Below are 15,626 nucleotides of genomic sequence, written 5' to 3'. Positions count from 1 at the left end.
CGCGATGCGGCTCGTGGCGAGGGCGCGGGTCATCCGATCATGGTGACAGCCGGGGAGTCCCGCTGTCACGGGACACGTGTCCCGTGTGTCCGGGCGCTCAGCCCGCGACACGCTCCTCGGCGAGTTCCTGCGGGGTCGCGGCAGCCGCGGCGTCCGCTCCCGCGACCGCCCCGAGGCGGTCGAGCGCGGTGAGGGTCGCGATGCGATCGCCGCGCTCCCAGTGCGCGGCCGCCAGGCGACCGAGCGCGGTGGTCTCGTGGGCGGGATCGCCCGCCGCATGGGCGACGTCGGCCGCTTCCGCGAGGAGGGGCACGCGGTCGGCGAGACCACCGAGCCGTGCCCGCAGCATCAGGCTGCGGGTCACGCAGCGCAGGTCGCCGAGGCGGCGGAACGTCCCCGTCAGCTCCGACAGGTCGGCCAGTTCGCTCGAGTTGCGCCCGTCATCCGAACCGTCGGGGTCGGCGGCATCCGCCCGCAGCATGGACTGCACGAGGTGTGCGTGCGCGAGCTCGTGCACGTTGCCGGTGCGCACGGCGTAGTCGGCGCATTCGGCCGCCCACTCGGCCGCCTGGTCGGACGCCAGTCCGTCCTCGGCGGCAGAGAACGCCATCATGAACCGGGCGTTGTTCGCGTGCATGGCGTCGCCGACGAGGGAGTAGCCGCGCATCGCGGCTTCGAACTCCACGACGGCCCGGGCCAAGTCGGGCGGGGACGTGTGGCAGTACGCGACCCCGCGCATCTGGCGGACCGCGGCGAGCTGCCATGGCTCGTCGAGCTCGATCGCGAGCCGCTCGGCCTCGTCGAGGTGCGCCAACGCGTCGGCCACCCGGTCGGAGTAGGCGTCGGCGAGCCCCGCGAGGTGGTTGGCCGCGAGCCGCGAGGGTGGGTCGTCGGCGCGCGCCAGCGCCTGTCGCGAGAGCTCGTCGACGAGGTGCACGTCGACGAACGAGAGCCCGATGCCGAGGTCGAGCAACTGCTGAGCGGATGCCCCTGCGCGCACCCGTTCGTCGTTCGCCGCCATGGCCAGCGTGCGCACGCTGTCGACGTCGGAGCCGTACTGCTCGACCCCGATGGCCAGGGAGGCCGCAAGGGTGACGGCCGCCGGATGCCCCGCCGCGAGCGCCCAGCGCACCGCCGCGTTCACCTCGGGGCAGAGGGTCTCCGACGTGTGCACGGCCTCGGCGCTGTCGTCGGTTCGGGCGTGCCGCACGAACTCGGTGACGACCGCCTCGAGGTACTCGGCGTGCCGCTGCAGCACCTCGCGGATCACCGCGGGATCGGTGCGCGCCCGCACGAACTCGCGCATCACGGCGAGCAGGCGGAACCGTCGGGGCCGCCCGCCGGTCGGCACGACCATCGAGTGGTCGAGCAGGCGCACCAGCACCCCCTCGGCTCCCGGATGCGTGACGGCGACGGCGAGGTCGACGTCGAACGTGCGAGGCAGTGCGGCGAGCCGGCAGAGCACCTCGCGCTCCTCGTCGGTGAGGAGGTCCCAGGTCCAGTCGAACGCGGTCTCGAGCGTGCGGTGGCGGCCTTCGGGGGCCGCGCGGTCGAGCGTGGCGAAGTCGCGGTCGAGGCGACTCGCGAGCTCCTCGAGCGAGAGGTGCCGGGCCACCGCGGCGGCGAGTTCGAGGGCGAGCGGCAGTCCGTCGAGGCGCCGGCACACACGTTCCGCCACCTCGCGGTCGGCGGGTGACGGCTGGGCGGTCGACAACGCCATGGGTGCCGCGGCGGCGCGACCCACCGCACCGAGGCGGTCGAGGAACATGGCGACGGCCGCGGCATCCGGGCCGTCCGTCGCGAGCGGGACGAGCGGGAACACGGACTCGACGGCGTCGCCGATGGGGGTCCGCGAGGTCGTCAGGACCCGCAGGTCGGGTGCCACCTGCTGCGCCCTCGCGACCATCTCGCCCACGGCCCGGCCGACGCGGTCGACGTTATCGAGCACGAGCAGGTACGGGTGCGCCGCGAGTGCCAGGGCGACTCGCGTCGCGGCATCCGCTCCGGGTCCCGCCTCGAGGTCGAGCGCTCGCGCGATGCGTGCGACCACATCGCCGGGCTCGGCGTGCTCGAGTTCGACGACCAGCGGCATCCGCTCGCCCCGGCTCGCGAACTCCAGCGCCAGGCGCGTCTTGCCGACCCCGCCCGGCCCGACCACGGTCACCCAGCGGTGCGTCTCGAGCTGGTCGGCGATGGCCGCGAGCTCGGCGTCGCGGCCCACGAAGGCAGTGCGGGGGAGCCGTACGGATGCCGCACGCTGGCGTTGTACGCCGGCCGCCGCGATGAGGTCGGCCCGGGTCTCGGCCCCGAGCTTGCGCTTGAGGCTCGCGATGTGGCTCTCGACGGTGCGCACCGAGATGAACAACTCCGCGGCGATCTCGGGGTTGTTGAGTCGCCGCCCGACGGCGGCGAGGACGGCGCTCTCACGGGGCGTCAGTCGCTGGCCCGACACGGCGCCAGTCTAGATCCGCCCGGGCCCATGCGCACCGGCGCGACCCCCGAATACGGGGTCAGGCCAGACGGCCGGTCTCGTGGGCCCAGATGGCGAGCTCCACCCGGCGGGGTGCACCCGGCACGACCGGCTGAGGTGATGAGGGTCGACGAGAGGGTGAGGATGCCGTGAGCGTGTCACCGTACCCAACGATCGGCGTCAGTGGTGTCGCGTATCGACACGACCTGCATCGCGAGATGACAGCGATTGAGCGGTTTCCGCGACGTGTCCGTTGACAGCATTGAAGAAGGGTGCCAAGGTGCATACGCAACAATTTTCCGAGCGATCGCTGAATCAAGTGTCGCTTACCTATACGGATGTCGCGACGCGCCCGCTGGGAGCGCTGTGGCTCGACGACGAGCCGCGTCGCGGAAAGGACGACATGTCATCACGACCGATCCTGGCCGCGCTCGCATCCGCGGCCTCACTCGCGCTGTGCGTCTCCGCAGCTCCTGGCGCCGCTGCCGCCGAGACGATTGTGGAAGAGACGCGGGGTGAGCTTCCCGGCGGGGGGCGCTATGTCCTCTACGAGCCCGAGATCTGGAACGGCACCCTGCTCACCTGGAGTCCCGGGTACGGCGGCGGCCGCGGCGTTCCCGTCGGCGGGCCCTCCGACGCGGTGGTGGACTGGCTGATCGACGAGGGGTACGCCGTCGCCGGCGCCGCGGCAGGTTCTGGCTGGGCGGTCGAAGATCTCCTGGCCGCACAGCCGCAGGTCGTCGAGGTCGCGACGGTGCAACTCGGCGAGCCCGAGCACGTCATCGCGTGGGGCGCATCGATGGGTGGGCAGGTCGCGGTGACGCTCATGGAGCAGGATCCGGAGGTCTTCGACGCGGCGCTGCCGCTGTGCGGGTCGATCGCGGGTGCCATACCGATGCTGAACGGCTCGCTCGACGGGACCTTCGCACTGAAGATGCTCCTCGCGCCCGATGACCCGCGGCTCGAGCTCGTGAACGTCACGAATGAGGGCGCCCGCCAGGCGGCGTTCCGAGAGGTGCTCGACCTGGCGCAGCAGACACCCGAAGGCCGCGCGCGGATCGCGCTCGCCGCCACCCTCGCGCAGATGCCGACCTGGTCGCAGGTGGGAACCGAGCGTCCCGAGAAGCACGATCTCGCCGCCCAGCAGGAGCAGCTCTCCCGGATCTTCCTCTGGGGAGTCGTCTCGCCGCGTCAGCCACTGGAGCAGCGTGCGGGAGGGAACTTCTCCTGGAACACCGATGTGGACTACGTCGCGGCCCTCCGCGACTCGGGGGAGGCGCAACTCGTGTCGCAGCTGTATCGCGACGCCGGTCTCTCGCTGGACGACGATCTCGCCGCACTGAACGCCGGGGAACGGATCGCCGCGGAGCGGGATGCCGTCGCCTACATGCAGCGCAACGCGACGCCCGTCGGCGACCTCGCCGGGCCCGTACTGTCGCTGCACGAGTCCGGTGACGCGGCCCCGGTTGTCCAACAGGCTGGAACCTACGCCGATCGCGTGCGCGCGAACGGGGACGTTCCGCTCCTCCGGCAGGCCTTCGTGGATCGACCGGGGCACTGCGCGTACGCCGACGCGGAGATCGCCGCGCTGGTCACGGCCCTGCAGGAACGTCTCGACACCGATCGGTGGGCGAATGTCGCGGAGCCGTGGGCGTTGAACGACAGCGCCGACCGTATCGCCGCAGACAGTGGGCTCGCGCGAGGAGGTTCGTTCGTGTCGTTCCGTTCCGGCGACCTGCTGCGACCGGAGCGCGAGCCCGAGCGTTACGCTGAGTAGCCTGCGGACCCATCTGGAGTAACGGACCGGATGCCGTCAGGCTCGGCGTCCGGTCTCGTGGGCCCAGATGGCGAGCTCCACCCGGTTGCGCGCGCCGATCTTGGCCATGAGGCTGCCGAGGTGCGTCTTCACGGTGCTGACCGAGAGGTGCAGCTCGCCGGCGATCTCGCTGTTGCCGAGACCTCTGGCGACGGCGGCGAGCACGTGCTCCTCGCGTTCGGTGAGCGGCTCCATCGGCTGCGCGGGGGCGGCTGCGGGCGCGGATCCCGCGAACGCCTCGAGCAGGCGCACCGTGACGTTCGGGTCGATGAGGGCGTCGCCGCGGGCGGCGGCATGCACGGCCTGGGCGAGCAGCGCCGGGCCGGCGTTCTTCAGCAGGAAGCCGCGCGCGCCCGACCGGAGGGCTTCGTAGACGTACTCGTCGAGGTCGAACGTCGTGATGACGACGACCGACATCGGGTCGGCAACCCCGGGCCCCGCGAGGGCGCGCGTCGCCTCGAGTCCGTCGACCACCGGCATCCGGATGTCGAAGAGGCACACGTCGGGGCGCAGGCTGCGCGCGAGCGACACCGCTTCGGCGCCGTCGGCCGCCTCGCCGACCACCTCGATGTCGGGTTGGGCGTCGAGGATCATGCGGAGTCCCGTGCGCACGAGCTCCTGGTCGTCGGCGATCACGACGCGCACCGTCATGCCGACCACCCGGTCCGTGGGAGCACGGCTGTGACCGCCCATCCGCCGTCCAGTGCGGGCCCTGCCTCGCAGGTCCCGCCGAGCAGGGCCGCACGTTCGCGCATGCCGGTGAGTCCGTAGCCCGGTGCAGCGGATGCCGCGGGGTCGCCGTCATCGCGCACGTCGAGTCGCACGCCGTCGTCGTCGGCCCGAACCAGCACCTCGACCCGGGTCGCGTCGCGGGCGTGGCGTCTCGCGTTCGTCACGGCCTCCTGCGCCATGCGGTACACCGCCGCGGCGACGGTGGGCGGCACGGCGTCGACGCCGCCTTCGAGTTGCACCTCGACCTCGGGGCCGCCGGGCTGTGCTCCGGCGAGCCGTCGCAGATCGCCGATGGCAGGGCCCGGCTCGTGCGCAGCCGGGGGCGGGGTGTCGCCGGCCCCGCCCTCGCGGCGGAGCATCCGCACGATGGAACGCATCTCGTCGAGCGTGCGCGACGCCTCGCCCTCGATGACCTGGAGCACGCGGGCTGCGGCATCCGGATCGGTCGCCGCCACCGCGGTGCCCGCCTGCGCCTGGATCGCGATCGCCGAGACGTGATGGGCCACCGTGTCGTGCAGGTCGCGCGCGAGCTGCTCGCGCTCGACGAGCTTGATGCGGTCGAGCTCGCGCGCCCGCGCGGCACCGCGCCACCGAACGGCGAGGCCGATCGCGCTCACGGCCACGAGCACGATGGGCGCCCCGACGAGGTCGCTCAGCACCGTCGGCCCGATCACGAGCGAAACGGCGCCCGATGCCACCACGATGGCCGAGCCGATGGTCATCGCCCGCCCCGATCCCCACCGCATCAGGGCGTAGACGAGGATCAGGAGATACGCACCCGAGACGAGCTGCGTGTCGCGGCCGGTGACGATCGTCGGCAACAGGGCGACCGCGAACGCGATCGCGACCATCTCGAGCGGCCTGGTGCGGCGCCAGAGGAGCGTCGGCACGAGTGCGACGAGCACCACGACCCACATGGCCCGACACGTCAGCTCAGGCCGGAAGAGGCCTTCGATCACCACGATCACGGTGACCGCCGCGACGAGCGCCCAGTCCCGCCACACCCGCCGGGGCGGCGGCGGAGCGGCGGGCGGAGCATCCCACACCGAACGGAGGGGGCTCGTCATGACCCTCATGATAGGCGCGCTGCCGCCCGGCGCCGGAGGATCACCAGTTCGGCCACGGCGAGGTTGATGACCCAGGCCGCGGCCATGAGCACGGCTCGCGTCGCCTCGTCGGGCTCACCGAGCAGCAGAACCCATGGCAGGTGGGTGAGCACCTGGGTCCCCGCTCCGAGGCCGATCGCATAGCCGCGGGTCATCCAGGCGCTGTGCGTCCGCACGTCGCCCCGCCGGATGGCGATGAATGCGATGACGAGACTCGCCGCCATGCCCGTGCCGAAGACGAGCCGGATCACGAGGAGCGCCTGCTCGTCGGTGCCGGGCAGTTCGTAGAATACGGTCATCCACAGCCCCGACAGTGCCGCGACCACGCCGGCCGGGAGCAGGATTCGCCCGGAGATCCGGTGCCAGCGCCGGCGGCGCAGCGACGGGACGAACTGGAACGCGCCGAGCACCGTGAACAGGGTGGCGCCGACGATGTGCAGCACCACGGGAACCGGTGACTCGAAGAACCGCGCGTTGCCGGGCGTGACGCCGGCGCCGATCGACAACTCCGTGAGCCGTGCCGCTCCAGCCACGACCGGCACGAAGCTCAGGAGCAGCAGGCCGGTGACGGTCCACGCGCCCGTCCGGCGTTTCCGGGTCGGTCGGGACGGCCGGGTCGTCGGGGCGCGTGTGGCGGAGAGGGGTGAAGGGCGGGTGACGGCGGTTTCGCTCATGCCTCGATGCTCGCGAGGCCGGCCCCTTGGCGGATCGGCCGATCGGCTCGGATCGCCTCATCCGATCGGCCCGACTCGGGTCCGCCCCCTCCCGATGGAGGGGGCGGACCCTGGCGGTGCAGCACGTCGTCTCAGCCGAGGGCCGGGCGCGGCGGTGACAGGGGGCGAAGGCGCCGGGGAAGCAGGGCCCGGATGCCTCGGCGCGGGCGTGCGGCATCCGTCATCCCGTTCTCGAGGTGCTGGGTCTCGGCCAGCCGTTCGGCGACGACGCGACGCCGCTCGAGCTCATCGAGCAGGCGCTGCTCGCCGAGCTGATGGAGCTCGAAGACGACGTGATCTGCGGAGTGGTGCATGATGGATCTTTCGGTCGGGCCCGTCAGCGCACGCGGGCGGTGAACAGCAGGTAGTCCCACTGCATCGCGCCGGAGGCGTCGAGGGCGTTGTCACCATGGTCGGCCAGTGCCGCGTCGAGCGCGGCGACCTGGTCGGGGTCGTCGGCGATGCGGTTGTACACCGCGATCGTCGGTCCGTAGTGCTGCTTGAAGTAGTCGCGGAACGCCTCGCCCGACTCGAACCGGATCTCCACGGTCTGGCGCTCGGCCGTCACGTCGGTCACGCGGTCGCCGAAGAGTTCGCGAACATGCTGCTCATCACCCCAGAGCGGCGCGGGCTGGGCGCCCTCGGGCAGGGGCGGGGCGTACGGCTTCATGACCTTGAACATCTGGCCGATGAAGCCCTCGGGCGTCCAGCTGACGAGGCCGAGGCGACCGCCCGGCGCCGTGACGCGCACGAGCTCGTCGGCAGCCGGCTGGTGGTGGGGCGCGAACATGACGCCCACGCTCGACACCGTGACGTCGAACGAGTCGTCGGGGAAGGGCAGCGCCTCGGCGTCGGCCTCGCGCCACTCGAGCTCGGCGCCGGCCTCGGCGGCGAGCCGTCGCCCGGCGTCGAACAGCTCGGGCGTGAGGTCGCTCGCCACGACGGTGGCGCCGCGGAGGGCGGCGGGGATCGCGACGTTGCCGCTACCTGCGGCCACGTCGAGCACGCGCTCGCCGGGGCGGATGTCGGTTGCGGCCACGAGGCGGGGGCCGAGCTCCCAGATCAGGTCGGACGCCAGGCGCGGGTAGTCGCCCGACGCCCACATGGCGCGGTGCTTGGTCTTCAGCGCGCGGTCGGCGTCGGAGCTGGTGGGGACTGCGGTGTCGGTCATCGGTGTCTCCTCGGACAGGTCGGATGGATCGGACAGGGCAAGCGTGCGCCCGACAGGCCCGCCGCCACATCCGTGCCGGACACGGAGATTTCCTCAGTGTCCACCCCGACCGTGTTCCCGGTGCTCCAGTGGGCCTCCAGGCACGCTCCCGTAGGCTGGAGGGCATGCTGCTCGCCCTCATCCGCCATGGCCAGACCGACTGGAACCTCGCCGGGCGCATGCAGGGTCGCAGCGATATCCCCCTCAACGATGTCGGTCGCGAGCAGGCGCTCGTCGCGGCATCCGCCCTCGCCACCGAGCGATGGGACGTCGTCGTCAGCTCGCCGCTCGTGCGGGCCCGCGAGACCGCCGAGATCCTCGCGTCGACGATCGGCGTACCCCTCGGCGGCGCCTACGAGGAGCTCGTCGAGCAGGACTTCGGGGCTGCTGAGGGCACGCTCGTGTCGGAGCTCGCCACGCGGTGGCCGACCCGCGACTTCGCCGACAAGGAGCCCGACCACGAGGTGGGGCCGCGCGGCATCCGGGCGCTCGATCGCATCACCGCCGACCACGGCCCCGCGCGCGTGCTCGCGGTCGCGCATGGCACGCTGATCAGGCATACCCTCGGCAGCATCAGCGGCCACGAGCCCCGCCGCTTCCCGAAGCTCGACAACGCGTCGTCGTCGCTCGTGCGGCGCACGGATGCCGCGTGGCTCGTGCTCACCATCGGCGGCGCGGACTTCGCCGACGTGCTGCCGATGCTCGAGGGCCGCGTCGACGTCGAACCGCCCCGGCTCGCCGGCTGAGACCTCAGCCCTCGCGTGCGCGCCGCTCGATGCCGTCGAGGATGAGGTCGAGCCCGAACTCGAACTCGTACCGGTCGTCGCACCAGCCGAGCGTCGTCTCGGGATCGTCATGTGCGACGACCGAGAGCATCGCCGCGAGATGCGGCACGTTCTCGGACATCTGGGCGAGCATGTCGGGGTCGGGCGCCGTGCCGTCGTCGGCGGCGCCGAGCTCCTGCGAGAACCCGTACATGCGGCTGCCGAGCGCGTGCAGCGAGTGGTGGATGAGGTCGAACGAGAGCCCGCCCGACCGGAGGATGCCCACCACGGCGTCCACGTGACGCGCGTTCGCGAGGCCGAGCTCGGCCCGCGTGTCCATGACCCCGGGGGCCCACGGATGCCGCAGCATCACGTCGCGGGCGGTGAGGATGCGGGTGCGCAGCGTGGCCTTCCACGCGGCATCCGTCTCGGCGACGGCGAACCCGTCCAGCGCCTCCTCGATCTCGCGGAAGACGAGGTCGACGATGCCGTCGAGGATCGCCTCCTTGTTGGGCACGTGGTAGTAGAGCGACATCGGCTCGACGCCGAGGTCGAGGGCCAGGCGGCGGATGGTGAGGCCGTCGATGCCCGCAGTGTCGGCGAGCTCCACGGCGGCACCGAGCACCCGGTCGCGCGTCAGGGGAGTGCGTCGTGCGGCGCGCTGTTCGTCGCGCTGCTGGGCGCGCTGTTCGGCGCGCTGTTCGGCCGTCGATGACATCGGATGCAGTCTCCCCTCGCTGACCACGCTACAAGCGCGGCGAGGGTTCGTCGTGGACGAACCCTCGACAAATGCTCGGTTCCACGCTACCTTACGTTGTAAGTCGTACAACGTAAGGTAGAGGAGCCGATGATGAGTGACACGCGGGTGAAGACCGGCACGAGGATGCGAGCGGCGGTGGCACGCCGCTTCGGTGGCCCCGAGGTGGTGCACGTCGAAGAGGTGCCGAAACCCGAAACGCGGGCCGACGAGCTGCTGATCCGGGTGCAGGCGAGCACCGTGAGCGTCGCCGACCACCGCACCCGGGCTCGCGACCTGCCGAAGGGCCTCTGGTTCTACATCCCGATCTCGCTCGGCGTGTTCCGGCCGCGTCACGCCGTGCTCGGCATGGATGCCGCGGGCACGGTCGAGGCGGTCGGCGCCCACGTCACCCGCTTCGCGCCCGGCGACGAGGTCATGGTCATGCTCGGCGGGGCGTTCGGCGGCCATGCCGAGTACGTGACGGTGAAGCAGGACGCCGCGATCGCGCCGAAGCCGCGGAACCTCAGCATGGAGGAGGCCGCCGCGATCGTGTTCGGTGGGCATACCGCCCTCGCGTTCCTGGGCATGGCCGAGATCGTGCCCGGCGCCGAGGTACTCGTGAACGGGGCATCCGGAGCCGTCGGCACCATGGCCGTACAGCTGGCGAAGCACCGGGGTGCCCGGGTCACGGCGGTGTGCAGTGGCCGCAACGCCGACCTCGTGACCTCGCTCGGGGCCGACCGGGTCGTCGATCACACCGTCCAGGACTTCGCCGCCGAGGGTCGGCGATACGACGTGATCGTGGACTGCGTCGGCAACGCGCCGTTCGAACGGGTCGAGCGCGCGCTCGCCCCCGGCGGCTCGCTGCTCCTCGTCATCACCGACCTGAAGGGCGCGCTCTCGGCATCACGTCACTCGAAGCGCAGCGGCCGGCTCGTGACGGCGCGCGGCGCGATCATCGGCAGCGCCGAGTTCGGCGAGCTCGCCGCGCTCGCCGAGGCGGGGGAGGTGCGGCCGGTCATCGACCGCACGTACGACCTCGACGACATCGTCGAGGCGCACCGCTACGTCGACACCGGCCGCAAGCGCGGCAGCGTGGTGCTGCGCATCGCCTGACCCGAAGACCCGCCCGGGCGCGTCCGCAGGAAGCGGTTCTGTCCGTTTTCGCGGATATACGATCCGGCGCGCCGGGCGTCGTGGCCAAGAGGCGGCGTGTCGGATCGTATCTCCGCAGCTCGTGACGTCTCCCGGACATCGAGCGTCTGCGCGCGACCCGAAGACCCGCCCGGGCGCGTCCGGCCGTACCCCCGCGGAAGCGACGTACAATTCGAAAATGGAGGCACCGACCAGCACCACACTGGTCGTCGTCGGCGACGAGGCGACGTCGGCCATCCACGCCCTCGAGGGCTTCGCGAACGTCCGCGCGGCCACCTTCGAGCACGCACCCGACGACGAGGTGGCCCGCTGGTCGTCAGCGGCGGACTCGCCGTACGTGGTGCACGATCACGACCCCCTCGCGCACGTCGCCGCCGCGTGGGTCGAGTTCTTCGACGACCAATCCACGTTCGGCGTGCTCGAGCTCGAGATCGAACGCGCGGTCGCGGCCGCCGAGCGGCACGCCATGGCCGTGCCCGACTACTACGTCGTGCTGCATCCCGAGGAGCTGCCGACGACGTGGAAGCACTGGTGGCTCGGCGTGCTCGCGAGCGCCTCGCCGACCCGGGTCATCCCGTGGCCCGACGCCGACGACTCGCTCGCCCGCCTGCTGCGCCGCCTGCCCACCGGCCGCGCCTGGCCCGACGTGGAGGACTGGCTGCCGAGCGTCGTCGGTGCCGTGCCCGACCGCATCGGTCTGCCCTGATCCACGAGCTGCCCTGACCCACCGGCGGGCGAGCGATCGGACGCCTTCGCCGAACCGCGAAAGCGGGCGGTGGCTCATTCCTGAACCACCGCCCGCCGGTGCGGAGGTCGGCCCATCCCCCGACAGGGCGACCATCGACTCACCGTGATGCCTGAAGTTTCGGGCTCCATTGCACCGTCATCATGTTCGCACGTTGCAGGCGCGCAATATGGGTCTTTGGTCCCGAAGATTCGAGGGAATCTCGAGTTGCTAGCCGTGCACGCGCAGGTCCACCCACACGAGCCGGTGATCGCTCGACGGGAAGGGGAACCCTCCCGTGAGCGCCGAGAGCGGATCGGCCAGCACGGGCCAGAACACGCCCGCATCGGTCACGCGCAGGTCGCGCGACGGCAGCACGTAGTCGGCACGCAGGTTGCCCGGCGCCGGGTTGTCGTTGAAGTCGGCCGTGTCGTACGCCGGGTCGCCTTCATGCGCGAGGTTCGCTCCGCCCTGCAGAGCGGATGCCTCGACCGCGCCATCGGAGGCGGGCAGCGGGTCGGTGATCCGCGGGTGGTCGAGCAACTGGTCGATCGCGGCATCCACCGAGTCGCCGTCGAGCGGGTCGGCGTTCTGGTCGCCGAGGATCACGAACGACTCGCCGGGCTTGAGACCGCCCGTCGCGCCGGCGTCGTCGTAGATGTACCGGGACGCGGTGCCCGGGGTGACGTAGTCGGCCCAGAACCGGATCTCGTCGTGGTTGCGCGTGCCGTTGCGGTCTTCGGCGCCGTCGAACGTGGGCGGCGTCGGGTGCGAGGCGAGCACGTGCACCGTGTTGCCGCCGACCTCGACGGGCACGTCCCAGTGCGATTTGCTCGAGAGCCGGAACACGTCGAGTTCCTCGGCCGAGTACCAGTCGGCCGGCTCGGGCGTGGCGGGGTCGTCGGGCAGCAGTGCCCCGGGCATGTCCTTCCAGAGGAAGTGCTGGAACGTGCGCACGTCGGCCTCGAGGATGGGGTACTTCGAGAGCACCGCCATACCGTACTGGCCCTCGAACAGACCGAAGCCGAAGGCGTCGTCGCCTCCGCCGATCACGCCGTTGTTGTTGAGATCGAAGCCGCTCGGTACGCCGGTGTTCGACGGGGCGACGAAGGCGTACGGATACGCGACAGGGTCGGCCCCGCCCTGCGACACCTCGAGGTAGTTGTCGCGGAAGAGGTCGGCAGCCACGCCGCCCTCGACGTAGTCGAACTCGTTGAGCAGCACGATGTCGGGGTTCGCGCGCTGGATGATCTCGGCGACGGTCTTCGCCTGCGCGTTCGTCCCCGTCCACAGGTCGGCGACGAGCTGGCCGGGGGCGTTGCGGTTGAGCGAGAGGTTGTAGGTCGCGACGCGCAGGTCGACGGGGTCGCTCGCCCAGTCGGGCGGTGCGGCGGCGGCGGAGCCGGCGACGAGGGTGCTCGCGGCAAGCGCTCCCAATGCGGTGGCGGCCAGGGTCGTGGTGAGGTGGCGTCTCGTGGACATGCGCACTCCTTCGTCGGCGGTGCAGGGCAGCGGATGCCTCCACGCTAGGCGTGACGGGTGACCACGGGAAGAACCGGAGATGACCGGAATGCGGGGTGTGTGCACGGCACGGCCCGGCACGGCCTGGATTTGGACGCCGATCATCGTTCTGACAGACTGTCGGTATCATCCCGACATCATGTCGGTAAACCACCGAACCCTTGGATTCCATGTTCCTCGCACTCCGCGAACTGAAGTTCGCCCGCGGCCGGTTCGCACTGATGGGCCTCGTGATCGCGCTGATCGCCCTGCTCGTCGTGCTGCTGTCCGGCCTTTCCTCGGGCCTGGTCAATGACGGCGTCTCCGGACTCAAGACGATGCCGGCCACGGCCTTCGCCTTCGACGAAGGCACCAAGACCGACAATGCGTTCTCGCGCTCGGTCGTCGACGGTGAACAGCTCGAGTCATGGCGTCAGGCCGACGGCGTCGACGAAGCGACGCCCATCGGCGTCAGCATCGTCAACGCGGCGATCGACGACGGCACGCAGGTCGACCTCACGCTCTTCGGCGTGGATCCCGACGGCTTCCTCGCGCCCGGCACCTCGTCGGGAACCGGCATCGGCGCGGTCGACGGCATCGTGGTCTCAGAGACCGCTCGGGAGCAGGGCATCGAGCTCGGCTCGATCGTCACGCTCGACCGCACCGACGTCGAACTCGAGGTGATCGGCTTCACCGAGGGCCAGGCGACGTTCGGTCATGTCGACGTCGCGTACCTGCCGCTCACGACCTGGCAGCTCCTCGCCTCCGGGCAGGCACCCGCGGGCGCGCCGACCGCGAAGGCCATCGACGCGGTCGACTTCGACTTCGCCAGCGTCGTCGCCCTCTCGGCGTCCGACGAGGCGGCACTCGACCTGGCCGCCGGTGACGAGCTCGCCGGCACGACCAGCATGACCCTCGTCGAGGCGTTCAACGCGTCGCCCGGCTACGAGGCCGAAACCCTGACGCTCAGCATGATCCAGGTGTTCCTCTACGCCATCTCGGCGCTCGTCGTCGGCGCGTTCTTCACGGTGTGGACGATCCAGCGCACGCACGAGATCGCGGTGCTCCGTGCGGTGGGCGCGTCGACCCGCTACCTGCTGCGTGACAGCCTCGCCCAGGCGGCGGCGCTCCTCATCGGCTTCACGGCACTCGGCGTCGCCGCCGGTGTCGGCATGGGGGCCGCGATGCCCGACGCCATGCCGTTCGACCTCGAGTTCGTGCCCATCGCGATCGCGAGCGCGCTCACCATCGTGCTCGGACTCATCGGCGCGGCCGTCGCCGTGCTGCGCATCTCGCGGGTCGACCCGCTGAAGGCCCTTGGAGGACAGCGATGACCCTGACTGCACCCGAGACCACCGGCGCGGCATCCGTCGACGCCGTTCCCGCACTGTCGGTGCAGGACGCCGTGCTCGAGCTCGGCGATGGCGACGGTCGCGTGCGCGCCCTCGACCACGTCTCGCTCGACGTGCCGCGCGGCGAGTTCGTCGCGATCGTCGGCCCGTCGGGTTCGGGCAAGTCGTCGCTCCTCGCGATCGCCGGTGCCCTGGCGGCACCCGACTCGGGCGTCGTGCGGGTGCACGGCACGGACGTGACCCGGCTGCGTGCCGGCCGCCGTGCCCGGTTCCGCCTCGACAACATCGGCTTCGTGTTCCAGTCGGGCAACCTCATCCCCGCGCTCACGGCGGCCGACCAGCTGCGACTCGTCAACCGCCTCGCGCGCGGGCCGCGGAGCTTCGATCCGATGCCGCTGCTCGAGTCCGTCGGCATGGCGCATCGGGCGGGCCACCGCCCCGGCCAGATGTCGGGCGGCGAGCGGCAGCGTGTCGGCATCGCGCGCGCCCTCGTCAACAGCCCGAGCCTCCTGCTCGTCGACGAGCCGACCGCGGCGCTCGACCGCGCACGCAGTCACGAGGTCGTCGAGCTGCTGGCGGCCGAGGCGCGCAGCGCCGATGTGGCCGTCGTGATGGTCACGCACGATCGCGACGTGCTCGCTCACTGCGACCGGGTGCACGAGATGGTCGACGGCAAGCTGTCGGCCTAGGCTGGTGCGGCTGACACCGCAGAGCGTCGAGTCCAAGGGAGGCGGGTCATGCCGAAGATCGATGCACCGTCGCTCGCCGAGCACCGGGCGGCGCGTCGCCGCGCCCTCCTCGATGCGGCGCACGAGCTGCTGAAGGCGAATGCCGAGGCCCCCGCCCTCGGTGACGTCGCCGAGCGTGCGGGCGTCGCCCGGTCGAGCGTGTACCAGTACTTCGCGTCGCGCCGCGATCTGCTCGCCGCGCTCGCACAGGACACGTTCCCGCGCTGGGCCGAGCGCATCACGGGCGCGATGGCCGCGGCGCCCACGCCGGCCGACCGCGTCACCGCGTACGCACTGGCGAACCTCGACCTCGTCGCCGAGGGGGAGCATGTGGTGGGCACCGCCCTTGCGGCGCTCACTCCCGGCGAGGAGCTCGACGAGCAGGCCCACCGGATGCACCGGCAGATCCAGGAGCCGCTCATCGCCACGCTCGACGAGCTCGGCGCGACCGATCCGGCTGCGGTGGCCGAGATGATCAACGGCATGGTGCACGCCGGCACGCGACTGCTCGAGTCGGGCCACGCGCTCGACGAGGTGCGGGCGAACCTCCTCGCGGTGCTCGGGCCGTTCGTCGCCGCCCACGGCGGCGCGCGCGGCTGAGCCCCGCGGGGTGCCCC

Annotated in this window: 15 protein-coding genes; 7 read left to right on the top strand and 8 right to left on the bottom strand. The window is 71.6% G+C overall.

Annotated elements, in window-relative coordinates:
- Positions 1-97: 97 nt before the first annotated feature.
- On the bottom strand, positions 98-2,452 hold the full coding sequence (locus AB0K73_RS16890; protein WP_360515662.1) for a LuxR C-terminal-related transcriptional regulator: 2,355 nt from the start codon (positions 2,450-2,452) through the stop codon (positions 98-100).
- 337 nt (positions 2,453-2,789) lie between these two features.
- Here AB0K73_RS16890 and AB0K73_RS16885 point away from each other — a divergent pair, with 337 nt between their 5' ends.
- Positions 2,790-4,247: a hypothetical protein gene (locus AB0K73_RS16885; protein ID WP_360515659.1), complete on the top strand. Its 1,458-nt coding sequence runs from the start codon at positions 2,790-2,792 to the stop codon at positions 4,245-4,247.
- A 36-nt stretch (positions 4,248-4,283) separates the two neighbouring features.
- Here AB0K73_RS16885 and AB0K73_RS16880 read toward each other — a convergent pair whose 3' ends face one another.
- The 5 genes from AB0K73_RS16880 to AB0K73_RS16860 form a co-directional block, all read right to left on the bottom strand.
- Positions 4,284-4,937 carry a response regulator transcription factor gene (locus tag AB0K73_RS16880; protein WP_360515656.1) on the bottom strand — a complete coding sequence of 218 codons (654 nt, stop codon included), beginning with the start codon at positions 4,935-4,937 and terminating at the stop codon, positions 4,284-4,286.
- Positions 4,934-6,085, bottom strand: a complete 1,152-nt coding sequence (locus AB0K73_RS16875) for a sensor histidine kinase (protein ID WP_360515653.1) — start codon at positions 6,083-6,085, stop codon at positions 4,934-4,936. The genes AB0K73_RS16880 and AB0K73_RS16875 overlap by 4 nt, the downstream gene beginning before the upstream one ends.
- A 5-nt stretch (positions 6,086-6,090) precedes the next feature.
- Positions 6,091-6,798 carry a DUF2306 domain-containing protein gene (locus AB0K73_RS16870; protein WP_360515650.1) on the bottom strand — a complete coding sequence of 236 codons (708 nt, stop codon included), beginning with the start codon at positions 6,796-6,798 and terminating at the stop codon, positions 6,091-6,093.
- Positions 6,799-6,929: 131 nt separating this feature from the next.
- Positions 6,930-7,151, bottom strand: a complete 222-nt coding sequence (locus AB0K73_RS16865) for a hypothetical protein (protein ID WP_360515647.1) — start codon at positions 7,149-7,151, stop codon at positions 6,930-6,932.
- Between the two features lie 23 nt (positions 7,152-7,174).
- Positions 7,175-8,008, bottom strand: coding sequence for a class I SAM-dependent methyltransferase (locus AB0K73_RS16860; RefSeq protein ID WP_360515644.1), 834 nt, complete (start codon positions 8,006-8,008; stop codon positions 7,175-7,177).
- 164 nt (positions 8,009-8,172) lie between these two features.
- Between AB0K73_RS16860 and AB0K73_RS16855 the strand changes: the two genes are divergently transcribed.
- Positions 8,173-8,793, top strand: a complete 621-nt coding sequence (locus AB0K73_RS16855; protein WP_360515641.1) for a histidine phosphatase family protein — start codon at positions 8,173-8,175, stop codon at positions 8,791-8,793.
- 4 nt (positions 8,794-8,797) lie between these two features.
- On the opposite strand, the gene AB0K73_RS16850 is transcribed toward AB0K73_RS16855, so the two are convergent.
- Positions 8,798-9,529, bottom strand: a complete 732-nt coding sequence (locus tag AB0K73_RS16850; protein WP_360515638.1) for a TetR/AcrR family transcriptional regulator C-terminal domain-containing protein — start codon at positions 9,527-9,529, stop codon at positions 8,798-8,800.
- A 132-nt stretch (positions 9,530-9,661) separates the two neighbouring features.
- Between AB0K73_RS16850 and AB0K73_RS16845 the strand changes: the two genes are divergently transcribed.
- Positions 9,662-10,666, top strand: coding sequence for an NAD(P)-dependent alcohol dehydrogenase (locus AB0K73_RS16845; protein WP_360515635.1), 1,005 nt, complete (start codon positions 9,662-9,664; stop codon positions 10,664-10,666).
- Between the two features lie 217 nt (positions 10,667-10,883).
- The gene (locus AB0K73_RS16840) at positions 10,884-11,411 is read left to right on the top strand and encodes a hypothetical protein (RefSeq protein WP_360515632.1); all 528 of its coding nucleotides are present in this window, start codon (positions 10,884-10,886) and stop codon (positions 11,409-11,411) included.
- Between the two features lie 249 nt (positions 11,412-11,660).
- Here the strand turns inward: AB0K73_RS16840 and AB0K73_RS16835 are convergent, their stop codons facing one another.
- Positions 11,661-12,911 carry an endonuclease/exonuclease/phosphatase family protein gene (locus tag AB0K73_RS16835; RefSeq protein WP_360515629.1) on the bottom strand — a complete coding sequence of 417 codons (1,251 nt, stop codon included), beginning with the start codon at positions 12,909-12,911 and terminating at the stop codon, positions 11,661-11,663.
- A gap of 209 nt (positions 12,912-13,120) precedes the next feature.
- Between AB0K73_RS16835 and AB0K73_RS16830 the strand changes: the two genes are divergently transcribed.
- Genes AB0K73_RS16830 through AB0K73_RS16820 form a run of 3 tightly spaced genes read left to right on the top strand, consistent with a single transcriptional unit; the run spans position 13,121 to position 15,609 of the window.
- Positions 13,121-14,263: an ABC transporter permease gene (locus tag AB0K73_RS16830; protein WP_360515626.1), complete on the top strand. Its 1,143-nt coding sequence runs from the start codon at positions 13,121-13,123 to the stop codon at positions 14,261-14,263.
- Entirely contained in the window at positions 14,260-14,970 is a 711-nt protein-coding gene (locus tag AB0K73_RS16825) for an ABC transporter ATP-binding protein (RefSeq protein WP_360515623.1), read from the top strand. The genes AB0K73_RS16830 and AB0K73_RS16825 overlap by 4 nt, the downstream gene beginning before the upstream one ends.
- Positions 14,971-15,018: 48 nt before the next feature.
- A complete protein-coding gene (locus AB0K73_RS16820; protein ID WP_360515620.1) occupies positions 15,019-15,609 on the top strand; it encodes a TetR/AcrR family transcriptional regulator in 591 nt (196 codons plus the stop codon).
- The last annotated feature ends 17 nt before the right edge of the window (positions 15,610-15,626 follow it).

Source organism: Agromyces sp. NPDC052230 (assembly GCF_040679595.1).
Taxonomy (GTDB): domain Bacteria; phylum Actinomycetota; class Actinomycetes; order Actinomycetales; family Microbacteriaceae; genus Agromyces.
The sequence above is the reverse complement of the archived record's forward strand: the minus strand, read 5'-3'. Positions and strand labels throughout refer to the sequence as shown.